Below are 21141 nucleotides of genomic sequence, written 5' to 3'. Positions count from 1 at the left end.
CGACGCCCCGCGTTTCCCCGCTCAGCGCCGTGAAGGAGACCCCGATGAGCCGTTACGCCGACCATGAACCCGCGTGCCTGGACTCGCCCGCGGGCGCGCTCGATCTCGTCATCGACGCGCGCGCCCGCGATCTGGGCGGCTTCTCCGTGCGGCGCGTGCTGCCGTCGGTCCGCCGCCGCCTCGTCGGCCCGTTCGTCTTCTTCGATCACATGGGCCCTGCGCGCTTCGGCGTGGGACAGGGCATCTCGGTGCGCCCGCACCCGCACATCGGGCTCGCGACGCTGACGTACCTGTTCGAGGGGGAGATCCTCCACCGCGACAGCCTCGGCACCACGCAGCCGATCCGGCCGGGCGACGTCAACTGGATGGTCGCCGGGCGCGGCATCGTCCACTCCGAGCGTGACGATCCGGACCGGCTGGCGCAGGAGACGCGCCTCCACGGCGTCCAGTGCTGGCTCGCGCTGCCGGCGGAGCGCGAGGAGGACGCGCCCCGCTTCGAGCACCACCCGGCGGCGACGATCCCCGTCGTCGCCCGGGACGGCGCCGCGCTGCGCGTGATCGCGGGCGAGGCGTACGGCGCGCGCTCGCCGGTCGGCGTCCTGTCGCCGACGCTCTACGTCCACGCCGAGCTCGACGCGGGCGCGACGCTCCCGCTGCCCGAGGAGCACGCGGCGCGCGCGGCCTACGTGGTCGGCGGATCGGTCGGCTGCGAGGGCCAGCAGTTCGGCGAGGGGACGATGCTCGTGTTCCGCGCCGGAGCGCAGCCGGCGCTCCGCGCGCTCTCGCAGAGCCGCGTGATGCTCCTCGGCGGCGCCGCGCTCGACGGCGACCGCCACATCCTGTGGAACTTCGTCTCGAGCTCACCGGAGCGCATCGAGCGCGCGAAGCAGGACTGGAAGGCGGGGCGCTTCCCCAAGGTGCCGGGCGACGAGCTCGAGTTCATCCCGTTCCCCGACGGGTGAGGTCGCGCGAGAGCCGGAGCGGCGCTCTCGTTCGCCGCGTTCGAGGGAGATTCGCCGCGTTCGAGGGAGATGGACGGGCCATGTTGAACGGAGCTTGTTACTGCGGTGCCGTGCGCTTCGAGGTCGACGACGCGTTCGGCTACGCGTTCTACTGCCATTGCTCGCGGTGCCGGAGGCGCACCGGCGCCGCGTGCGCCGCCGTCGGCGGGATCGAGATCGACAGGCTCCGCGTCACCGCGGGGCGCGAGCACCTGCTCCAGGTCGGCGCGTCGGAGGACGGGTACCGCGGCGTCTGCAAGCAGTGCTTCTCGCCCGTGTACGACGCGGTGCGAGAGAGGCGGTTCGCTCACGTGCAGCTCGGCACGATCGACGGCGCGCCGGCGAGAGCGCCCGATCACCACATCTACGTCGGCTCGAAGGCGCCCTGGCACCAGATCACGGACGCCTTCCCTCAGTTCGAGGAGCTGCCGCCGTAGGCGCGGCGCGCGCGCCCCCCGGATCTCAATCGACTACATTTGTAGTTGACTGGCGGCCGTCCATGAACGACACTTGTCGTCGTGGCAACGGAAGCGCTGACCGATCTGCAGCTGGCGGTGATGAAGGCCCTCTGGGCCGTCGGGGAGGGCACCGTCGGGGACGTCGTCTCGGCGATGGCGAAGGACGGGCGCGAGCTCGCTCCCACGACGGTGGCGACCTTGCTGCAGCGGCTCAGCCAGCAGGGGTGGGTGGAGCGCACGCGGTCCGGCAGGCAGTTCGTGTACCGCGCGTCGGTCGACCAGAAAGAGGCGGCGAGGGGCGTGCTCCACCGCGTGCTGCGCTCCTTCTTCGGCGGCAGGGCCTCGGCCCTCACCGCGCAGCTCCTGGAGTCGGAGCAGCTCAGCCCTGAGGAGCTCGAGGAGATGCAGCGGCTGATCAAGGACAAAGGAGCGTGATCGTGGCGCTCCACCTGCTCGTCGGGCCGGGCACCTGGTCCGGCCCGATGGCCCTCTGGCTGGCGCTGCTGCTCACCTATTCGGCCCACGCCGCGGTCTGGACCGGGGCGGCGGCGCTCCTTTCGCGCCGGAGATCCCTCTCGTCCTCCACGCGGCACCTGCTCTGGAAGATGGCGCTGTTCGGCCCGCTCGCGACCGTGCTGCTCGCGGCGGTGATGTCCTGGGGCTTCGAGCGCGCGCCCGGGGACACGGCAGCTCTTCGAGAGATCGCCGTGCTGTCGCTCGAGGAGGCTCCCGTGCCCGCGGTCCTCGATGCCGAGCCGGGGGCCGGCAGCTCGACCGGGGCGAGCGCTTTCGCTGAATCCCCCGCGCGGCGCGCGGGGGGCAGCCCGGGGTGGGACCTGCTCGCCGCGGGCGCAGCCGGCGCCGCTGCGCTGGGGCTGCTGCGGTTCACCACGTCGGCATGGCTGCTGTGGCGCGGCCTCCGCGGGCGCAGACAGGTACAGGACGCGCGGCTGCTCCAGCGCCTGGAGCGGATGCGCGCCCGGATCGGGCTGCGCCACGTCGTGCTGACGGAGAGCGCCGGCGTCGGCAGCCCGCTCGTCCTCGGCGCCTCCGAGATCTGCATCCCGCCGGCGAGGCTCGCGGCCCTCACCGACGCAGAGATCGACGCCGTGTTCGCGCACGAGCTGGCGCACCTCGAGCGCCGCGACGGGCTGTGGTTTCCGGCCGCCGGCCTCGTGCAGTCGATCCTGTGGCTGCAACCGCTCTGTCACTGGGCGTCGTCCCGCTTCCGTCAGACCGCCGAGCTGGCCTGCGACGATCGCGCCGTCGAGCTCACGGGTGATCCCCTGAGCCTGGCGCGCGCGCTGGTCGAGGTCGCGTCGAGCGCGTCGCTCGCCCCGCGGCGCGCGATGGTCCCGGCCATGGCGCGCTCGGCGAGCGCGCTCCTCCCGCGCGTGAGGCGCCTCGTGGACGCGGGGAAGAGCCGAGCGCGGCGCACCGCCAGCGCACGGGGCCGGCGGCGGGCCATCGCGGGCCTCGCCGCGGTCGGGGTCGCGGCGGCCGGCCTGAGCGTCCAGGTGGCGCGCGCGCGGCCGCCGCTCGCGGCCGGCGCGAGCGACGCGCCCGCGCGGGATCGTGGCGACGCGATCGCCGCATCACCGCCCGACGCAGCGGCGGCGAGCGAGCAGATGGTCGAGCTGGCGCGCCGTGAGCGGGAGCTCGAGGCGCGGCTCGAGGACGCGCTGCTCCTGCCCGACGCGCAGCGAGCAGACACCCAGGCCGCGGTGCTGGTGCTCGAGCTCCGGCAGGAGCTGAGGCACGTGCGCGCCGCGCAGGCCTGGATCGAGGAGCGCTTCGTCGACGATTGGACGACGTGGGACAGGCGCCGGGGGGCGTCCGGCAGCGCGCCTCGATAGCGCGCGCTCCGCGCACCGCACGGGCCTGTCCAGAACAGGAGCTGACATGTCGAGCATGAACAGGAAGCCGAGCGCGCGGCGCGCGTCGGCGCACGGGGCGTGGACCGTCCGGGCTCTGTGCGCGGTCGCGACCCTCGGGCTGACGGCCATGGGCTGCGCGCGCGCGGAGGTCGTCACCCTGGAGCGCACGGGACAGCCCATGACCGTCCACAGGCCGGCGCTGTATCCGGAGACGATCGAATACGACAGCAGGAGTGACAGGTTCCTTGTGAGCTCGTTCAGGGAAGGCGCGATCTACGCGGTGGACGGCGATGGCGGCGCCTCGCTCGTCGTCGACGATCCGCGCCTGTGCTCCGTGCTCGGCATCGCCGTGGACGCCGAGCGGGGGCGGCTCTGGGCGGTGAGCTCCGATCTCGGAGCGAGCGTCAAGCCATCCGCCGCGGGGCCGAAGAACCTGGCCGCCGTGGGGGTCTACGATCTCTCCACGGGCAAGGCCATCCATTACGTGGACCTCGCGCCGCTCTCCCCAGGCGCTCACCTCGTGAACGGCATCGCGCTGGACTCGGCGGGCAACGCTTATGTCACCGACAGCTTCTCGCCGACCATCTACAAGGTCGATTCGCAGGGAAACGCGTCCGTCTTCCTGCGGGACGAGCGGTTCGCCGGCGAGGGGATCAACCTGAACGGGGTGGTCGTCCACCCGGACGGCTATCTGCTGGTCGTCAAGAAGAGCGACGGCAGCTTGTTCAGGGTGCCTCTCGCGGATCCCTCGCGGCTCTCCAGGGTCGATATCGCCGAGCGGTTCGTGGGCGGAGACGGGCTGGTCCTTGTGGGAAAGAGGGATCTGGTGGTCGTCGCGAACCAGGCCGCCGGCGTCGCGTCGAACGCCGCGTTCTCGCTGTCGAGCGAGGACGGCTGGAGCACCGCGAGGCTGCGCGCGGTTCAGCGGCTCGGCGATGTCTATCCCACGACCGGCGTGCTCCGGAACGGAAAGCTGTATGTCATCTACAGCAAGCTGAACGAGCTCATCCAGTCGTCTCCCGAGCAGAGAGCGCGTTTGCAGGTGGAGGCGACGATCCAGCAGATCGGGAGCGCTGCGCTGTAGCCGCGGCGCGCCCCGCGGGGGGGCGGACGGCGATCCGGCGGGGTGCGCCGCGCGGCGGCGTCAGGGCTGCTCTTCGTTATGGTCTTCGCCTTCGTCGGTGCTGGCGAGGTCCGGGCACTTCTGCGCGATGAGATCGCAGGCCGGGACGGGGGCGTCGAGCGCGCTCGTGGCGGAAGCGCACGTGAGCGCTCGGACCTTTGCGATGTTCGCGAGCATGCACGCCTCGTATTCGGCCACGGTCGCTGTGCAGCCCGCGCGCTTCTCGGAGGGCGGCAGACAGCCCGCCGGGTCCGGGGGGGCCGTGGCCGTGTCGTCCGCGCGCTCCCCCGATTGCTGGCCCTCGGTCATGCACTTGTCCTTCACGACCGTGCACACCTGCCCGACCGTGGACCACAGGAGTCCCACGAACTCGCAGGTGTCCTCTTTGGAGAGCGTGAGGCTCGGCGTGAGCGACTGGCACGTGGCGTCGGCGTCCGCGGTCGTCAGGTCCTTGAGCTGCTTGCTGCTCACTGCGGCGGGGATCGGAGCGGCCGCCACGTCCTTGCCGCCCCAGAGGACGAGCGACAGGAAGGCCGAGAGTGCTCCGAGTCGAGTCAGTCGGTTCATTCGTTCTCTCCCTTGTACGAGCGGCCGGCTCCGGCCGCGGACGGGCTCGGAGCAACCGACGTACCCGGGGGCGCGTTGTGCACGGTGGGACCGCGCAGGTCTCCGTCACCCATGCGCAGCGCGACGATCGAGGACGACGCGCTCCTCGGTCTTCCAGGCTTCCCTCCTTCGCGCCCGCGCGCCCTGGCGAGATCCCATCCAATCCACCCTGGCGGCCTTCCCCTCGGTGTGTGTGAGCGCGCGCTGACCGGCGCGGGCAGGATGGGCACAGGGCCGCTCTCCCTTCCATGGCGGTGAACGGCCCACAAGCGACGGCGCCCCGGCGCTCGGAGGAAGTGAGTCGGACGGTGAAACCGCGCCATCCGGCGCAAGGACGAGAGGGAGAGAAAATCCTGGCTCTCTTGGCGGCCTTGGCGTTCTGGCGATTTCCAGAGACGCGCGGCTCCACCGGACGCGGCGAGGGGTCGCCTACGGCGAGGCGATCAGAAGAGGTCCCGCTCTCCGCCCGGATACACGAAGGAGCTGCGGGGCGCGTGCCACGAGGCGCTCGTCACCACCTGCATCGGGCTCCCGGGCCGCAGCGCGTACACCGGGTGGTCCTTCGCGAGGAACTCGACCGAGAGGAGCTCGTACGGATCGGCCATGTCCGCGATATAGGGGTAGTTGCCGGAGACGAGCCGACCGTCGACCTTCGTCACGTAGGTGAGGTGGCCGCGCGCGACCACGCCGATCTTGTTGCCGATGTGGGCCCTGGTCCGGATGATGGGCACGCCGTCGACCGAGGTGGTCGCCACGAGCTCTCTGCCGTGCAGCTCGAGCGTCGTCGCCCCCGGCGAGGCCGGCACGCCGCGCTCGCGCACGTACTTGCGCACCGTGTCGGAGGAGTTGAAGTAGTGCGTGAAGAAGCGCGCCGGGCCCGCGCCGTCGGGCGTCGTGTGATCCGCGAGATCCAGTCCCAGGTAGGTGAGCGAATACGCTCCGAATCCGGAGGTCTGCTCCTCTTTGTCGACCACGTACTGGTTCATGTAGATGGCCTTGTTCTCGGCAGGCCTGAGCCCGCTCGGCAGGAGCGCCGCGGCGGCAGCCGGATCCGCTGGGACCCAGCTCGAATAGAGCATACGGCTGTCGATGACCATCTGAGGCGCGGCGAGCTTCGACTCCGACATGGTGCTGTCCTTCTCCCCCCCGGGAAGACGAGCACTATCACAGCTCGCCGCCGGGTGATCGACCGAGGCGCCCGGCCGCCGTGGCGGGGGTGGAGCGGGGGACGCTCGCGCCTCAGGCGCCCAGCTCGAAGAGCTGCATGGCCACCAGCGCGACGCAATCGGGCTCGCGCGAGTCCGACACGATCTGGCGGAGCTCGTGGAAATACCGCACGTGCAAGGCCCGCAGCCGCTCGAGGTCACAGCGCGCGACGCTGACGAGGTTATAGGAGTACAGCCCCGGATCGCCGCGAAGCTGCCGGCGCGCGGCGACGTCGAGCCAGTGCGCTTTCAATCGTTGTCGCGGCTCGGCGGCGCCTCGGGTCATGTCGACCGTCTCGGCCGTGGCGGCGTACCGCCCTTCGCGCCATCGGATCAGGCCCGCCCGCGACAGGGCTTCGAGGCACGCGCGCACCTCGTCGTCCGGGAGCCCGAGCCGAGCGGCGATCCAGGCGTCGTCATGGCGGGGGAGGGCCGCGTAGCTCGCGAGCTCGAGGACGCGCAGGACGGCGTGAGACCAGGGTAGCTCCGTCGCTATCCGGCGGCGCTCCTCGAGCACACGGAAGTCGCGCGCCACCGAGGGCAGCTGTGCGGGATGGACGAAGAGGGCGAGGAAGTCGACGAGCCGGTCGGTGGTCGCGTCGACGAGGGCCAGGACGTCGGGGAGCCGGGGCTGGGACGTGCCCGCGATGAAGCGCGACACCTGCGACGCGCTGCGCCTCATACGGGAGCCGATCTCGGCGTTGCTCAGGCCTCCCTTGATGATCTGAAAGAGGGTCGCCGTGAGCGCCGGGTCGGAGACGGCGACGTCCGCGCCGAAGGCGGACTCCTGGCGTACGAAGTCCGAGAGCGCGCGATGGACGTCGACGCCGTTGTACGCCGCGACGCGCAGCAGGGTGGGGAGCGTGGGAAAGCGCCGCCCGGACTCCCAGCTGAACGCGACGTTCGTGCCGTACCCGAGCCGGACGCTCAGCTGCCGCTGCGAGCGCCGGCCGCGGAGCGCTCGGCAGAAATCCTTTGCGATTTCATCGTACTGCGACCTATTGTACCGCATTTGTGCATCGATGATAGCATATCGGAGCGATAGATAATGCGTAACTGCGCTACGCGACGCTTGCGCTGGCCTCTGCCCTGCGTCAGGTGGGTGCGGTGGAGGCTTCGATGAACGCACGACGCGCTTGCTGGCTCTTGGCGGGGCTGCTCCTGGGGTGCGCGCGCGGGGGGCAGACGGGGGAGGTCGCCTCCGATCCCTGCGACTCCACCCCGGTGACGGCGAGTCGGGGCGTGGAGCACGACCTCACCGAGCCGACGCCCCTCGGTGTGAGCGGTCAGGAGGCCATCGACGCGACCGGCGGGGCGGGGAGCTTCGACGTGACATGGGCCAACGGAGCGGTGAGCGCCGTGAGCTGGTCCCTCGTCGCCGACACCGAGAGCTCACCGGTCGTGGCGTACATCGATCGCAGCCGCGAGTGCGCCGACGGGTATCTGCAGATCCTCGTGCTCGGGCATCTATCGAGCTCCGACGGCATCCTCCACCACGAGCAGCGCGGGGCGCTCTATCGGGGCGACGACGGGGCCGCGAGCCTTCGCCTGTCGTTCCTCTTCGACCAGAACCCGTTCCCTGACGTGTACGCCGGCGGTGGATCGGGGGACAGCTGCACGGGGTGCAGCGGCGCATTCGAGCTCTCCGTCGAGTCGCGCTGGGAGGCGGGGGAGTCGACGCCGCAAGGCCATGTGTACCTGATCGAGAACGGGTCGCTGCTCGGCGAAGTCGGCGCCTTTTGAGCCCCGGTCTGCGGCGCGCGCGACCGGCTTGGACCCGCCCGAGCGGCCCGCGGAGCGCAGCGGCGACGCGAGTGGCGCTCGGCCGGCGCGCCGCCGCGCCTGCGGCACGCGAGCTCGCCTCGAGCGGCGCATGCGTTCGTTCATCGCGCCGCGCGGGCCGTGAACGCGGGTACCGCGCGAGCCGAGAACGCGGGTTGACAGCTGTCCGATCGATGCGCTCGCAGGGCCCTAGACGAGCCTTTTGCGCCATCGGCGCGAATGATCCTCTCTTCACACTTCAACACAAACTTCAGGTGATGCGTTTTTGTGCGCCGGGCTTGACGGTGGCGCTCGCCTCGCACACTGTTCCGTCTGTACCGAGGCTGGCGCTGCTCGGATTGCTCGCCACCGGTTCTGGAGCGCGGCTCGTGCCGAGCCGCGCCTAGCGCGAATCGTTATTATTTGCTTGGGAGAGCAAAGACGCATCATGAGCAAGATCATGGGATTGGCTGCCCTGCTGCCGTTGCTTGTCAGCTGCACGGCGGCGATTGAAGACGAGGGCTACGGGGCAGGAGACGAGGTCTCGGAGAGCTCGGAGAGCGATGTCGGCATCGCCGAGCAGAGCTTGATCCAGCCCGGGCTCATCAATTGCGATACGGGCTCTCAAGAGGTCCGGGCGCTGTGCAAGATGGCCCTGGACCGCGTGAACTCGGAGCTCGACGCCAGGGGCGTCACGGTCGACAGCGAGGGGATCCTCTTCGCGCTCGACGACCCGACCGACAGGAAGATCGACACCGGCCACGCGTGCACGGTGAGGGCCGAGCAGCGGCACGCCTATTACTCGGCGCGCCTCAAGCGCTCTGCCAGCCTGGACGTCTCGGGGAACTCGCTGACCCGGCCGCTGGTCATCAAGCTGTCGTTGCCTGTCGAGTACTCGGCGAAGATCGACGTCAACCAGACGTTCGGCTACATGATCCTCGGCTCCTGCAACAAGTCGGGGAGCGACAGCTACAGCCTGAAGGGCAGCCTGGCGACCACGGCGGACATCGTGCTCGGCGTGGATCTGAACCCCACGTTCGGGTTCCGGCCGAACGGGGACTATGCCATCACCATCGAGCCCAAGGTCGCCGTGGCGACCGCGCTCAAGAACACAAACGTCGATCTGCGGGTGTCGGGCGTCAGCCCGATCACGCCCGTCGTGACGTTCGCGACCGGCTTCAGCTCGACCGTGGCCAAGTCGGTCACGGCCCTGTTCAGCGGGGACAGCGTGTCACGCATCGTCGAGGGGAGCGCGACCTGGGACTTCGGGGCTCCGGTCCTCCTGGGCATCGGCGCGCTGCCTCGGCCGCTCGAGGATGCGATGTTCGGCCTGATCGAGTCGAAGGCTGCACGCGAGATCGAGCGGTCCGCCGCGCGCTTCGGGCCAGGCCTGGAGCAGGCGCTGCAGCAGCGGCTGAACGAGGCCCTCAAGCTCGAGAACGGCAAGCGCGTGCTCATCATTCGGCAAGATTTCTTGCAGCAGCTCACCGGCGGAGCGGCCCCGTCCTCGCAGTTCGTCGAGGTGTGGCGCCCGCAGAACCCTCGCGCGGCGTGTGAAGCGCGGGCTTCGCAGCAATGCTGGAACGACGGGGCGAGGTGCGAGGCGCTCTCGCGTGCGTGCCACGCGGAAGAGCAGGAGTGGCTGAGGCAGTATCCGCCGGTCGCGTCCACGATCGTCAACGCGACGCCGATGCAGCCGCGCTACGTGTCGGCTTCGCCCTAGCGCGCCGACCGCGGCCGGCGCCGCGCGTGCTCCCGCTGCGCCGGCCGTGACCTACTCGTCGCACTCCTTGACGTGAAACAGAGCGGAGACGAGCAGCGCGGGATGGCCGTCGAGGGCCCGCTGCAGCTCGCAATCGCCCGTCGAGAACTCCACCTCGTGCGGGTCGCTGCCGACCGTCGCCACGACGCGGCAAAGGCCATCGTAGAAATCCTCTCCTGTGTGCATCGCGACATTCGGTAGAGGCTTGCCGTCGTCATCCTCGCGCTTGACGAGCAATGCAATTGAGCTGATCGGCGGGTTGTCGTCGCGCACGCGGTCCAGGTACATCTCCGGCAAGGAGTCTTTCAGGTAGCACCCCGTCGACCACCTCTCTCCTGTTTTCACGAACCTCCGTCCATCATCGCCGGTATCGTAGCTCAGGGTTTCACCGTCGAGGGCGACGACCGCCTTCCCGGCGATGTCCGGATGGTTGGCGCACGCCATCGCTGGCAGCGACAGCACGGCCAGGAGCGTGAGCCGCGCGCTCGACATGGACATCGTCATCCGTTTCACGGGGTGTCCCACCAGATCTCGGAATAGGAACATACGATGTGCGGCTCGCGTCGCTCCAGGGTGCCAAGCACGGCAGCGACGCTCGGGGAGCAGGCGCCTGGCTCTTCCTCCACGAGCGTGGCGCGCATCGCGCTGAGCGGGAGGGGCGAGGTGACGTCCGCGCAGGCCGTCTCCCCGAGGCCGACGGGGAGCCCCGTGACCATGCGGTCGCTGCACGCGCTGTCCCCATACAAGCCGACGTCGGCGACGCACCTGCCCCCCGCTGGGGGACCACACTCGCACGGAGCGCAGGCGCGGTTGTCGATCAGCTGTTCGAAGAACTCGTGTCGTGTCAGGCCACGCCTGCAGGTCCCCTCGCTGCTGGCCTGCATGCAGGGGATGAACCCCGGCGGTTCCTGCGCCGTGTTGCCGGCGCACACCCGGACGAACCTTGCAGGAACGGGCGGCGGCTCGGGCGTCGCCGAGGGGGTGCACGGCGAGAGTGTCGGCGGCTCGTAGACGATGGACGCGACGTCGTCCGGCTGGACGGGCGACGGGAGCGCAGCGCACGTCCCATCCCATCCCGCTCCGGCGTCGAGCGCGATCGAGGTGCTTCCGCCTGGGCAGGTCATCGCGTTCGCCATGACCGTGGTGGGCAGCTCGCACGCCGCCGGACCGCACTCGCACGCATCGCACGTGTCCGGCAGCCCTTCAGGCGCGTCAACCATCCAGCCTTCCCACTTCGGCGGCTGGCCGTCGATACAGGGAGGCGCATCGTCCTCCGCACCTACCCACATCCACAGCACTGGAGCCGAATCGGCCGGCGGCGGAAGCAGCGGCACAAACCACTCGTCTTCGCACGCGAGCAGCGTCGTCGCGGAGACGAACAGCAACATCGGCCGTCGCATCAGGAAGACCTCCGCGCCAGCCTCACCATGCTCGCGCGCTGGCGGCCCAAAGCGACATCGCCGACGCTCACCATCGAACGCGAACCTCCGCGCCGTGCGCCGCCACTCGAATCTGCGCGTCGTTCGGCAACCAGACGTACACGAGGGTGGCCGCGCCCGCTGCCGCCCCAGCGATCAACGCGCTGGTGCCCAGGAGACGCATCAGCTTCCCGTTTGCGGCAGTATCGACCATCTCGTCGTAGTCGGGTTGAAATGCGGGGTCGACCGTGCTCATCAGCCGGGCGTGCTGTCGAGCCGCCTTCGCCTCCTGCTCGTACCCCTGCGCGCTCTGCAGGGACACGGCGCCTGCCACCAAGAACCCGACCGAGGCCACCGCGCCCGTCGTGACGATCCGGAGGTCCGGCCCGGGCCGGCCTGCGCCCTGCGGCGGTCCTTTTGGCGCCGCAGGCCCGGGCGCACCAGGCCCGGAAGCCCCCTTCGGCGGCTGAGCGCGGTCCTTCGGCGGCTGCACGTGGTCCTCCGGCGCTTGCGCCGGCTTGTCGAACGTGAGCGGCACCGCCTTCGACTCGCCCGCCTCCACCTTCACACCCGCGCGCGCGACCTGCCCCTCCTGCCCGACGGCCATCACCTCGTGCTGGCCAGGCGTCACGTAGACGCGGGTGCCGTCCTTCACCCCCCGGCCGTTCACGAACATGCCCACGACGCCGGGCGGCGGCATGAGGACCACCTCGCCCACGCGCCCCCGGGCCCGGGCGAGGTCGGCGTGCCGGTGCTCGACCAGGCGCCGCTCCACCTCCGTGCGCGGGGCCGGCATGTGCTCGACGCACTGCGAGAGCTCCGCAACGGCCTCTTCCCAGCGGCCCATCCGCACGTCAGAGCTGCCCCAGGTTGCACATCGCGACGTTCGACCGCTCGATATCGTACGCCGCGCCCCAAAACTCCCGGGCCTGCGCGACGTCGAGCCGATCGAGCGCCGCCCCCGCCTCGCAAATGAGCTCTTGTACGGCTCGCGAGCGCTTCAGAGGCGCCTCCGCGCGCGTGGGGACAGTCGCGAGCAGCACGAGGAGCAACCCCGCCCACGACGGAAGATAGGATGCTGATCGAGGACCTCGCACGCTCCACACCTCGGGCGCGCCGGCGCACGCGAGCGCGCGCGGCCGACGTCACGCTCGCTCTCTACCATCCTCCGTGTGGGCCTGGCCAGCGCTGCCGGCACGCGGCGATGCCGCGAGGCACCTGGCGTTGCATTGCATCTCGGCGACGAAATTTCTCATCCTACCCGCATCGATCGCCGTCTCGTCCTTCCGAAATCGCACCCTCCACAGCCGCGACACGTTGTGATCTGCCCACGCGTCGAACCGGCGTTGCAGGAACAGGTCGCCTGACGCACTCGCGCAGACTCGTGGATGAGACCCTACGACAACCGCGGGGCCTATCTTGCTGTCTGCGCCGATAGGGTCGACGAAAGAGCCTCACCACGCATGACGCGCAATGAGGTGTCCGCGCGAGACGGGCCCGACAAGAAGGCAGTCGGAATCGACGATGACCGCTTCCTTCCATTTCAGGCGAGCCGAGCCTCTCCCCTCACGAGAACGGAACCCGGCGGCATCGCCCGAGGCGACCGGCGCAGGCGGCAGCTGCCAGGGTGTTGCTCGTGTGGCGGCAAAATTGCCGTCGTGCTGGAAGAATAACAATCGACATCGACCCGTGCCCAAACCGGGACCCCTGCGGTCTTCCTAGGTCGAAGGGGCCAGCGAAGGCGGGTGCCCCTCCGGGGCGCCGCGCTGCACCGAACGGCAGGCGCCCCGCCATGCCCCCAGGAGAGCTCCGCCGGCGGCGTGACCGCGCCGCGGCGGTGATGGCAGCGCCGCGCGCGCGACGTCCTCTCACGGATGGCTTGTCTGCTCGTTCACCATGGCTCGTTGTTCTTTTTTCAAGGAGAGATGTCATGAAGCATCGTTCGCTTGTCTCTTTTGCGCTCCCGCTCCTGCTCGCCGCGTGCGGCGACCCCCAGGTGGGCTCCGATTATTCCGGTGAGGCGCTCCTGACGCTCAAGGGCACGATCGTCAATGAGCTCGGCGTCGCGCCGGAGGGGCCGGTCGAGGCCGTGCTGGTCTGGAACACCGACGACGGGGACACCGGCAGCGAGATCATCCCCGTCCGGGCGTCGGCGACTGGAAGCTTCCCCGCGAGCTTCACGCTGTCGATCCATGCGCCCCCGCCGGAGAGCGCGCTCAACGATTTCAGCGAGTTCGGCGTCGAGAACACGAGGGTCGGCATCGCAACCATCGAGGCGGCGCTCGACGAGGCCTCCGCCGGGGAGGGCACCTCGCTCGGCGTCGATGAGAACCATGTGATCGTATACGTCGAGGGTGAAATGGCCGAAGGTGGCTTGTGGTCGAATTTCTTGGGCGGGCGGCTCGCCCCCGGATACCACGTCATGGATGTGTGGCCCCGCAAACTCGGAGGCGCGGTGGACGCGGAGCTGCAAGCGGCCTTCGATGCCTGCGACGCCGCGGCGACGACGGAGGCGGAGCACAAGGCCTGCTACGGCTATGACGTGAAGCTCAAGATCCGCCCCTCCGCAGCCGGGGCGAACGCGATGCTCACCGTCCGGATGGCGCCTTCCGAGGATTTGACGTACCCGGACTGGCACTGATCGTGGTACACGCCCTCGTGTGGACGATCGTGTGGCGCAGGTGTCGCTGATCGAGGCGGCCTACCGGCAGCACGGGCACCTCGTGCTGCGGCGGGCGCGGCGGCTCCTCGGGAGCGAGCAGGAGGCGCGGGAGATCCTCCAGGATGTCTTCGCCTCGCTGCTCGGCGAGCCCGCGCAGCTCGACGGCAAGGGGCCGATGGTGGGCTGGCTCTACGGCGCCACCACACACGCCTGCCTCAACCGCATTCGCGACCGCAAGAACCGGCTGCGGCTCCTCGACACCCACGTTGCGCCCCTGCAGCAGGAGAGCGTTGCGGCGTCCGCCGAGCACGCCCTCCTCACGCGGGAGCTCCTCGGGCAGCTCCCGGGCGACCTCGCGCAGGTCGCCGTCCACTATTACTCCGATGAGATGACCCACGAGGAGATCGCGCGCGTGATGGGCTGTTCCCGCCGGCACGTCGGCAATCTGCTGGAGCGGCTCAAGGCCGCGCTCTCCGACCGGATGACAGAAGGGAGCTCGAGTCCATGACGCCAGCGCGACCCGAAGGGTGCCTCTCGGAGCTGAAGCTCGACGAGCTCATGGCGGGCGAGCTCGACGCGGCCGCGGCGCAGGAGGCGAGCGCGCACGTGGCAGGCTGTTCGCGGTGCTCGGCGCGGCGCTCCGAGATGGAGGCGGCACGCGCCTCGTTCGCGGCGTCGGCGCCCCCCCTGCGGCTCGATCGCGGCGCAACGGTGGGCCGCTCCGCGACCGAGGTCCGCCCGCGGCGCCGATGGCTGGGGCCCGCGGCGGCGAGCGCGCTCGCCGCGGCGGCGGCGGTGCTCCTCTTCTTCCGCTTCAATGCAGCGCCGGGGGGACCAGACGCGGAGATCCCCGGAGAGCGCATCAAGGGAGCGGAGCGCATCGGCTTCTACGTCAAGCGCGGCGGCAGCGTCCTGCCCGGCGGGGCAGGCGAGCGGCTCCAGCCGGGCGACGCGATCCAGTTCACGTACTCCAGCGCGGAGGCGCGATATCTCGCGATCCTGAGCGTCGATGGGGCCTCGCAGGCGAGCGTCTATTACCCGAGCGGCCCTGTCGCCGCGCGGATCGAGCCCGGCCGGGATGTGGTCCTCCCCCAGAGCACGGTGCTCGACGATACGCTCGGCACCGAGCGGATCTTCGCGCTGTTCTGCTCCGAGGCGATCGCGGTGGAGCCGCTGCGGGCCGCGCTCGCGGCTCACCCCGACGCGCCGCCCGCCCCGCCGGGCTGCGACGTCGACGTGCTCACGGCGGAGAAGGTCGCGGCGCCGCCGTGATGCTCGGCCTCCGGGCGGCGCTCGCCGCCGCGGCGTGCGGCCTGGCCGTCGCCTCGGCGGCCCCGGCCGAGGCGCGTGTCGAGCGCTTCGCGGTGCTCATCGGCAACAACGCCGGGGAGAAGGGCGAGGTCGAGCTCCGTTATGCGGAGGACGACGCGGCGAAGATGCACGATGTGCTCAAGGACCTCGGCGGCTTTCCCCCGGCGAACCTGGTGCTCTTGCGCAGCGAGGGCGCGGAGACGGTCCGACGCACGCTCATCACGATGAACGACCGCGTCCGCGCGGCCGTGTCGAGCCCGGACACGGATGTTCTCTTCCTCGTCTATTACTCGGGTCACGCCGACGCGAACGCCCTTCACCTCGGGCCGACGCCGCTCTCTCTGACGGAGTTCGAGCAGCTCGTCCGCGGCTCGGCGGCCTCGGCGCGGCTCCTGATCGTCGACTCGTGCCGCTCCGGGGCGCTCACGCGCGTCAAGGGCGGCACGAGCGCGCCCCCCTTCGTCATCAAGCTCGATCAGCGGCTCGCGGGGCAAGGGATGGTGACGCTCACGTCGAGCTCCGGAAACGAGGACGCTCAGGAGTCCGATGAGCTCAAAGGATCGTTCTTCACCCACGCGCTCGTCTCTGGGCTGCTCGGGACGGCCGACGCGGATCGGGACGGCGCCGTGTCCCTCGAGGAGGCGTACCGCCATGCGTACGAGAGCACGTTGCGCGCGACGAGCCGCACGTGGGCCGGGGCGCAACATCCCACCTTCCGCTACGACCTCCGCGGCCAGGGCAAGCTCGTCTTGACGGAGCTGCCGGTCCACGCGTCGCTCCGGGGCGTGCTCCGATTTCCGGCTGGCAGGGCCTACCTCGTGATGCGCGACTCGAGCGAGGGCGCGGTGGTGGCCGAGGTGGGGGCGAGCGACGCGGCGCGGACCGTCAGCCTGCGCCCTGGCCGTTACTTCGTCCGCGGTCGAGGCCCCGATTTTCTCCTGGAGGGGAGCGTCGAGGCCGGGGCCGGGCAAACGATGGATGTCGGCGACGAGCGCTTGAGCCGCGTCATGTTCGCTAGGCTCGTGCGCAAGGGCGGCGGCGTCCGCGAGGTCGCGCACGGGCCGGTGGCGGGCTATCAGCTCAGGACGCCCCTTGTCCCGGGGGATTCGCTCTGTCACGGCGGCTTCGTCGGATACGGGATCGAGCTCCAGCACCTCGGCGTCGCGCCGCGGCTCAGCGCGTGCCGCAGCGCCTTTCAGAACGAGCACCTCACGGCGAGCGACGATGAGCTCGGCCTGGACGTGCGCCTGTCCCGCTCCTGGGATCTGCCCGTGATCAGCCTCGGCATCGGCGTGGACGTCGGCCTCGCGGCCATGAGGCAGCAATTCGAGACCACCGGGCGCGCGCCCGATCGTTATGGCCTGGCAGGGGCGTTCGGCGTCGACACCGGGGTGAACATCGATCTGCTGGAGGGCTTTTACCTCGGCGTCGAGGCCGGCGCGCAGACGTACGTCTTCAAGCAGCAACGCGCGGGCAGCGAGGACGGGAAGGTCGCCCCTGCGCTGGCCATGCGGCTCCGCGTGGGCGTCGGCATGAGCCTTTGATGCGCTCTGTGCCTTGACGCCCCCCGGCGTCCAGAGCCCGCCTGCCTCGAGGGCCTCGGAGCCGTCGATGACACGTTGCTTGCGCTGACCGGGCTCGAGGTCCTGACCGACGTTGCCGGAGCCCGCGGAGGAGGCGGCGGCGGAAGGAAAGGACGCCCGAGCCGCCGGCGCCCTGAGAAAGACCCCGAGAAGTTGGCCGAAGACGGCCGGCTCCGCGACCTTCGAAGGGACAGATCGTCATGTCGTCGGAGCGTCACCGTCCCACCGGGCTGCGCGAGCAGCCGCCTCACCCGGCCGCCGTGGCGCAACCGAAGCCGGCGCCGCGCGCCCCCGCCGCGCGGCCTCCGCACCCGGCGCGGGTGGTGCAGCCGAAGGCGCAGCCTCCGGCGACGGCGGGGCAAGGGAAGGGCCTGCCGCCCCATCCGGCCATCGTCGTGCAGCGACGCCTTGCCCCGTCCGTCTCCGAGGCCCGGATTTCAGGCGTCGGCCGCGTGGCTCAGAGGGCAGCGGCGCCGGTGGTCCAGCATGGGTTCAACAACGCGGCGCTCGCCGCCGCGTACGGCGGCGCGGGGGCCAAGACGGCGAATGACGCCCTCGGCGACTCCAAGGTGCGCGACGCCTTGAAGGAAGCCTGGTCGCTCAGCATCAACCTGAGAGGGAAGACCGTCCAGGAGCGCGGCGGCTTCATCTTCGTCAAAGTGGGCGGGGCCAGCACTGTTTACAAGGTCGTGCTCGCGTCGGCGAAGCGCTCCAAGGCCTTGAAAGACAACGACCAAGCCACCGGCGCGTCGATCGACCTCGACAATCCGGGAGGCTACCCCGGTGAGACCATCACCGATGAATATGCGATGATTGCGAATTTTCACTCCCATCCGCTGACGCACGGGAACGCCTCGCCGAGCCAGGCTGACATCCATAACGCCTACGTGCGCAACCTGCAGGGCATCGTGCTGAGCTGGGACGGGCACGTCTACATCTACGGTCCGGCCCGCGTGGCATCGGCGAGCGTCGGCTATCCGATGGGAGGCGCGGTTGCGGCCGCGGCCCCAGCCATCCTGGCTGGCATCCCTGCCTCGGCGTGGAACATCGACGTCGCCACGGGCAAGATCACCTGAGCGAGCACGTCCCGCCGAGGGCCGCCCCCCGACGGATCGCTCGCGCCCGCTGCCGGTGTACAGGCCCTCAGCTGGCCGCCGCGCGTCGGTGCCTGCGGGTTCATGCCGGCGAAAGGGCCTGCTTCGAGGCGAGGAGCGCGTCGAGAAGGGCCTCCCGCTCGGCGGGCGTCTGCGCCGCGATCCGCTCCCACGCCTCCCTGCGCAGGCTCGCCTTGGCGAGGCGGAACGCCGCGGCGGGGCGGCCGCACGCCGTGGCGAGGAAGCGGCGCGCGGCTTCGAGCGGCTCGGCGGAGAGCGCGTCGCCGACGCCCATGTCGAAGAGCTCCGCGGGGGAATGGAGCTCTGCGCCGAAGACGAGCCGCCGGAGCGCGCGGGCGGGAGAGGTGGTCCGGGCGATCTCGAAGGCGACGCGCGGGAAGGCGATACCTACGGTGAGCTCCGGGAGCCCGGCCTTGTAGTCGCCGGCGCCGAGGGCGAGGAAGTCAGCGCACATGGCGAGCAAGAGGCCGCCCGCTATCGCGTGGCCGTGAACGGCGGCGGCGAACGGCTTCGGGAAGCGGAAAGCGGCGCCGAAGGCGGCGTCGAAATCGTCGAGGAAGCCCGCGAGCGCCGCTCGATCGAGCGACGCGACCTCGCGGAGATCGAGGCCCGCAGACAGGCAGTTGCCGGCGCCGCGGACGAGGACGCCGCGCGCCGAGTCGTCGTCCGCGAGCCGCTGGAAGACGTCGGCCAGCTGACGGAGCACCGCCTGGTTCATGGCGTTGACCTTCGGTCGGTTCAGCGTGACCTCGGCGATGCCGTCCGTGGTGAGCACCTCGACGAATTGCATGGCGAGAAGATCGCGCAGAGACGAGCGCGGCGCAAGCTCGCGCGCCCTGCGTTCCGGGCCGCGCTCCATGGTAATCAGGCTGCGTGGGCGAGATCGCATGCGACCCCTCCTGCGACGGCCACGCTCTATCACTCTATCAATGGATGATCGACGAATCGAGACAATCGCTTTCGCTCAACAGCCACCCTGAGAGGACCTGTCAGAGGTCCCAGGCGCAGCGAGACGGGCAGGATGCGCTCCGCGTCCCCTGTAAAATTCCCGCGCTGTACACGCAGGTTTCCAGCATCCAGTCATTCTTGACGCGAGATCGCTGTGAGCCCACCCTCGCCGCATGCGGAAGCCGTTCTGGGTTGGTATATTTGCGGCGATCGCGCTCGCGTCGGCGTGTGGAGCCCGGGATGAGCTTGGCGTCGAAGGACCGCCGACGGACGGAGACGAGGTCGGAGCGACGGCTGGCGGCGCTGGCGGCACGTCATCCGGCTCCGGCGACCCAGCGGTCGGTGCGGGTGCCAGTTCAAGCGGTCAATCCTCGGGCGGTGGGTCCAGCGGGCCGGGTGTCGGGGGCGCGGGGGACGCGGGTGTCGGGGGCGCGGGTGTCGGGGGCGCCGGGGGCGCCGAGCTGGGGTGCGACCCGACCCGCGTGGAAAACGGCACCTGGAATGTCAATCGCCAGGAGGAGCTCGAGGCCTTACGCGGCGTCACCGTGCTCAATGGCAGGCTCAACATCGGCGGCGACGTCTCCGACCTGTCCCCGCTCGCGTGTCTGACGACCATCACGGGCCGCCTCGTGATCCGCGACACAACGCTGTTGTCGAGCCTGGACGGCCTCGACTCCCTTTCGCTCATCGGGGCGCGGCTGACGGTGGAGCGGAACTCGTCGCTGCTCCGCCTCGGGCTTCCGAACCTGCAACAGGTCAAGGGAACCATCGAGATCCGCGAGAACCCGATCCTCGAGAGCGTCGCCGGCGTCGGGCTGAACGCGCACGAGGTGCGCGTGATCGACAACGATTCACTCGATTCCTTGTCAGGCTTCGGAGGGTTCGAGGAAGGGGTGCTCCTGATCGAGGGCAATGACGGGCTCGTGTCGCTGGATGGGCTGCAGGGCCTCCGCCGGGGGACGCTCCGCCTTGTCGACAACGATGCGCTCATGTGGCTACTAGGCCTCGAAAAACTCGAGGAGGGGGAGCTCTGGATCGAGGGCAACGATGGGCTGGGGTCGCTGCGTGGGGTGGTGAGCTTGCGCCGCGGGCGGCTCAGCCTGATCGACAACGACGCGCTGACCAGCCTCGATGGCCTCGATGCCGTCGAGGACCTCGAGGAGCTCGCCATCTCCGGGAACGACGGGCTCGTCAAGCTCGACGGCGTCTGGCGGCTCACGACCGTCCAGAACCTCGTGTTGACGGAGAACTCGCAGCTGAACACGCTGTACGGCCTCGACGGCCTCCGTCATGCGGGAGCCATCACCGTCGCGCTGAACGAGCGCCTCCGGGATCTGAGCGGGCTCTCGGGGCTCGAAACCGCCGGCAGTCTCAGCGTCGTCGGCAATTCATCGATGGTCGCTCTCGCGGGCATGTTCTCGCTTCGTGGTATCGTGGATGTCTATGTCGAATCGAATCCCGAGCTGGTGCTCGCCGACGCTTTCGCGTACGTTCCCTTGGGTTCGGTCGACGTGCAGTCGCTTCAGTTCACCTCCAATCCCAAGCTCATCTGGATCGATCTCGGCCTGATGCGCCTGCAACATCTGTCCATCACCGATTGTGGCTCCCTGGCCGACCTGTCCGACTTCATCGGCCTGAACGAGCTGTCGGTGCTCTCCCTGGCCCAGAACGCCGGGCTCGTGAGCCTCACAGGACTGGAGCGGATCTCGGATCTCTCCGTGCTGTCGATCGCGAACAATCCTCGGCTCACGGATCTTCGGGCTCTGAGCGGCCTCCGCAACCTCCGAAACGCGATCGAGATCGTCGGCAACCCCGCGCTCACCAGCCTCGACGGGCTCGGTACGTTCAGCGCGGGCGACGGCGTGACCGAGAGCGTGAGGCTCGAAGGCAACGAGGCGCTCGTGGACATCGACGCTCTGCGTGGCCTGGTCCGCGTGAACCAGCTCGTCATCCAGGACAACGACGCGCTGCTCGGGCTGACCGGGCTCGAGGGCCTGGCTGACCTCGATAGCCTCATCATCGACGAGAACCGCTCGCTCGCGACGCTCCGCGGCCTGGGCGCCCGGACGATCGGCGGTTGGATGGAGATCATGGGCAACGAGAGCTTGCCGAGCTGCGAGGTCGACGCGTTCGTCGAGCGCCTCGACTGGCCGCCCCCGAGCGTGCTGGAGGAGAACAACGGCACCGGCGCCTGCGCGCCCTGAGGCCGCGGGGAGCCTACCGCCGTGCGCGATCGACGTCGGCGCGCGCGCGATCTGCTCGCACAACTCTCCGCGAACCGTTTCCGGTTGCCGAGGGAAGCCGAGCTTGC

At 70.1% G+C, this 21141-nt stretch carries 21 protein-coding genes; 13 read left to right on the top strand and 8 right to left on the bottom strand.

Going from position 1 to position 21141, the window contains the following annotated elements:
• Positions 1-44 precede the first annotated feature (44 nt).
• The 5 genes from WME90_RS34650 (at position 45) to WME90_RS34630 (ending at position 4420) form a co-directional block, all read left to right on the top strand.
• Entirely contained in the window at positions 45-962 is a 918-nt protein-coding gene (locus WME90_RS34650; RefSeq protein ID WP_437276333.1) for a pirin family protein, read from the top strand.
• Between the two features lie 80 nt (positions 963-1042).
• Positions 1043-1438: a GFA family protein gene (locus WME90_RS34645; protein ID WP_437276332.1), complete on the top strand. Its 396-nt coding sequence runs from the start codon at positions 1043-1045 to the stop codon at positions 1436-1438.
• A gap of 81 nt (positions 1439-1519) precedes the next feature.
• Complete coding sequence (locus tag WME90_RS34640; protein WP_437276331.1) at positions 1520-1894, top strand: BlaI/MecI/CopY family transcriptional regulator; 375 nt, start codon at positions 1520-1522, stop codon at positions 1892-1894.
• Between the two features lie 2 nt (positions 1895-1896).
• Positions 1897-3315, top strand: a complete 1419-nt coding sequence (locus tag WME90_RS34635; RefSeq protein WP_437276330.1) for a M56 family metallopeptidase — start codon at positions 1897-1899, stop codon at positions 3313-3315.
• A gap of 46 nt (positions 3316-3361) precedes the next feature.
• Positions 3362-4420 carry a hypothetical protein gene (locus WME90_RS34630; RefSeq protein WP_437276329.1) on the top strand — a complete coding sequence of 353 codons (1059 nt, stop codon included), beginning with the start codon at positions 3362-3364 and terminating at the stop codon, positions 4418-4420.
• A gap of 60 nt (positions 4421-4480) precedes the next feature.
• Here WME90_RS34630 and WME90_RS34625 read toward each other — a convergent pair whose 3' ends face one another.
• The 3 genes from WME90_RS34625 to WME90_RS34615 all read right to left on the bottom strand — a co-directional run bounded on the left by WME90_RS34625 (position 4481) and on the right by WME90_RS34615 (position 7282).
• Positions 4481-5026, bottom strand: coding sequence for a hypothetical protein (locus WME90_RS34625; protein WP_437276328.1), 546 nt, complete (start codon positions 5024-5026; stop codon positions 4481-4483).
• Between the two features lie 482 nt (positions 5027-5508).
• A complete protein-coding gene (locus WME90_RS34620) occupies positions 5509-6192 on the bottom strand; it encodes a hypothetical protein (RefSeq protein ID WP_437276327.1) in 684 nt (227 codons plus the stop codon).
• A gap of 112 nt (positions 6193-6304) precedes the next feature.
• Entirely contained in the window at positions 6305-7282 is a 978-nt protein-coding gene (locus tag WME90_RS34615; RefSeq protein WP_437276326.1) for a DUF4423 domain-containing protein, read from the bottom strand.
• 107 nt (positions 7283-7389) lie between these two features.
• On the opposite strand from WME90_RS34615, the gene WME90_RS34610 reads away from it, so the two are divergent.
• Positions 7390-8013: a hypothetical protein gene (locus WME90_RS34610; RefSeq protein ID WP_437276325.1), complete on the top strand. Its 624-nt coding sequence runs from the start codon at positions 7390-7392 to the stop codon at positions 8011-8013.
• Between the two features lie 466 nt (positions 8014-8479).
• A complete protein-coding gene (locus tag WME90_RS34605; RefSeq protein ID WP_437276324.1) occupies positions 8480-9754 on the top strand; it encodes a hypothetical protein in 1275 nt (424 codons plus the stop codon).
• A 51-nt stretch (positions 9755-9805) separates the two neighbouring features.
• Here the strand turns inward: WME90_RS34605 and WME90_RS34600 are convergent, their stop codons facing one another.
• The 4 genes from WME90_RS34600 to WME90_RS34585 form a co-directional block, all read right to left on the bottom strand.
• Positions 9806-10291, bottom strand: coding sequence for a hypothetical protein (locus tag WME90_RS34600; protein WP_437276323.1), 486 nt, complete (start codon positions 10289-10291; stop codon positions 9806-9808).
• Positions 10292-10302: 11 nt separating this feature from the next.
• The gene (locus WME90_RS34595) at positions 10303-11181 is read right to left on the bottom strand and encodes a hypothetical protein (RefSeq protein WP_437276322.1); all 879 of its coding nucleotides are present in this window, start codon (positions 11179-11181) and stop codon (positions 10303-10305) included.
• A 79-nt stretch (positions 11182-11260) separates the two neighbouring features.
• A complete protein-coding gene (locus WME90_RS34590) occupies positions 11261-12058 on the bottom strand; it encodes a hypothetical protein (protein WP_437276321.1) in 798 nt (265 codons plus the stop codon).
• A gap of 7 nt (positions 12059-12065) precedes the next feature.
• Positions 12066-12254 carry a hypothetical protein gene (locus tag WME90_RS34585; RefSeq protein WP_437276320.1) on the bottom strand — a complete coding sequence of 63 codons (189 nt, stop codon included), beginning with the start codon at positions 12252-12254 and terminating at the stop codon, positions 12066-12068.
• Between the two features lie 887 nt (positions 12255-13141).
• Between WME90_RS34585 and WME90_RS34580 the strand changes: the two genes are divergently transcribed.
• From WME90_RS34580 to WME90_RS34560, 5 genes are all read left to right on the top strand, one after another.
• Positions 13142-13852, top strand: a complete 711-nt coding sequence (locus WME90_RS34580) for a hypothetical protein (RefSeq protein WP_437276319.1) — start codon at positions 13142-13144, stop codon at positions 13850-13852.
• A 19-nt stretch (positions 13853-13871) separates the two neighbouring features.
• Positions 13872-14381, top strand: a complete 510-nt coding sequence (locus tag WME90_RS34575; protein ID WP_437276318.1) for an RNA polymerase sigma factor — start codon at positions 13872-13874, stop codon at positions 14379-14381.
• Positions 14378-15145 (top strand): DUF4384 domain-containing protein, encoded by a 768-nt coding sequence (locus WME90_RS34570; RefSeq protein ID WP_437276317.1) that lies wholly within the window; start codon positions 14378-14380, stop codon positions 15143-15145. The genes WME90_RS34575 and WME90_RS34570 overlap by 4 nt, the downstream gene beginning before the upstream one ends.
• On the top strand, positions 15145-16728 hold the full coding sequence (locus tag WME90_RS34565) for a caspase family protein (RefSeq protein WP_437283698.1): 1584 nt from the start codon (positions 15145-15147) through the stop codon (positions 16726-16728). The genes WME90_RS34570 and WME90_RS34565 overlap by 1 nt, the downstream gene beginning before the upstream one ends.
• A gap of 299 nt (positions 16729-17027) precedes the next feature.
• Positions 17028-17843 carry a hypothetical protein gene (locus WME90_RS34560; RefSeq protein ID WP_437276316.1) on the top strand — a complete coding sequence of 272 codons (816 nt, stop codon included), beginning with the start codon at positions 17028-17030 and terminating at the stop codon, positions 17841-17843.
• A 100-nt stretch (positions 17844-17943) separates the two neighbouring features.
• On the opposite strand, the gene WME90_RS34555 is transcribed toward WME90_RS34560, so the two are convergent.
• The gene (locus tag WME90_RS34555) at positions 17944-18672 is read right to left on the bottom strand and encodes an enoyl-CoA hydratase/isomerase family protein (RefSeq protein ID WP_437276315.1); all 729 of its coding nucleotides are present in this window, start codon (positions 18670-18672) and stop codon (positions 17944-17946) included.
• Between the two features lie 640 nt (positions 18673-19312).
• On the opposite strand from WME90_RS34555, the gene WME90_RS34550 reads away from it, so the two are divergent.
• Entirely contained in the window at positions 19313-21034 is a 1722-nt protein-coding gene (locus WME90_RS34550; RefSeq protein WP_437276314.1) for a leucine-rich repeat domain-containing protein, read from the top strand.
• Positions 21035-21141: the final 107 nt, after the last annotated feature.

Origin of the sequence: Sorangium sp. So ce375, from assembly GCF_051473855.1 — a bacterium.
Taxonomy (GTDB): Bacteria; Myxococcota_A; Polyangia; order Polyangiales; family Polyangiaceae; genus Sorangium.
The sequence above is the reverse complement of the archived record's forward strand: the minus strand, read 5'-3'. Positions and strand labels throughout refer to the sequence as shown.

Coding starts and splice junctions, on each gene's coding strand:
- WME90_RS34630 (WP_437276329.1), top strand. CDS start 3,362: ATGTCGAGCATGAACAGGAAGCCGAGCGCGCGGCGCGCGTCGGCGCAC.
- WME90_RS34650 (WP_437276333.1), top strand. CDS start 45: ATGAGCCGTTACGCCGACCATGAACCCGCGTGCCTGGACTCGCCCGCG.
- WME90_RS34570 (WP_437276317.1), top strand. CDS start 14,378: ATGACGCCAGCGCGACCCGAAGGGTGCCTCTCGGAGCTGAAGCTCGAC.
- WME90_RS34610 (WP_437276325.1), top strand. CDS start 7,390: ATGAACGCACGACGCGCTTGCTGGCTCTTGGCGGGGCTGCTCCTGGGG.
- WME90_RS34625 (WP_437276328.1), bottom strand. CDS start 5,026: ATGAACCGACTGACTCGACTCGGAGCACTCTCGGCCTTCCTGTCGCTC.
- WME90_RS34595 (WP_437276322.1), bottom strand. CDS start 11,181: ATGTTGCTGTTCGTCTCCGCGACGACGCTGCTCGCGTGCGAAGACGAG.
- WME90_RS34590 (WP_437276321.1), bottom strand. CDS start 12,058: ATGGGCCGCTGGGAAGAGGCCGTTGCGGAGCTCTCGCAGTGCGTCGAG.
- WME90_RS34605 (WP_437276324.1), top strand. CDS start 8,480: ATGAGCAAGATCATGGGATTGGCTGCCCTGCTGCCGTTGCTTGTCAGC.
- WME90_RS34645 (WP_437276332.1), top strand. CDS start 1,043: ATGTTGAACGGAGCTTGTTACTGCGGTGCCGTGCGCTTCGAGGTCGAC.
- WME90_RS34620 (WP_437276327.1), bottom strand. CDS start 6,192: ATGTCGGAGTCGAAGCTCGCCGCGCCTCAGATGGTCATCGACAGCCGT.
- WME90_RS34565 (WP_437283698.1), top strand. CDS start 15,145: ATGCTCGGCCTCCGGGCGGCGCTCGCCGCCGCGGCGTGCGGCCTGGCC.
- WME90_RS34600 (WP_437276323.1), bottom strand. CDS start 10,291: ATGTCCATGTCGAGCGCGCGGCTCACGCTCCTGGCCGTGCTGTCGCTG.
- WME90_RS34615 (WP_437276326.1), bottom strand. CDS start 7,282: ATGCGGTACAATAGGTCGCAGTACGATGAAATCGCAAAGGATTTCTGC.
- WME90_RS34555 (WP_437276315.1), bottom strand. CDS start 18,672: ATGCAATTCGTCGAGGTGCTCACCACGGACGGCATCGCCGAGGTCACG.
- WME90_RS34580 (WP_437276319.1), top strand. CDS start 13,142: ATGAAGCATCGTTCGCTTGTCTCTTTTGCGCTCCCGCTCCTGCTCGCC.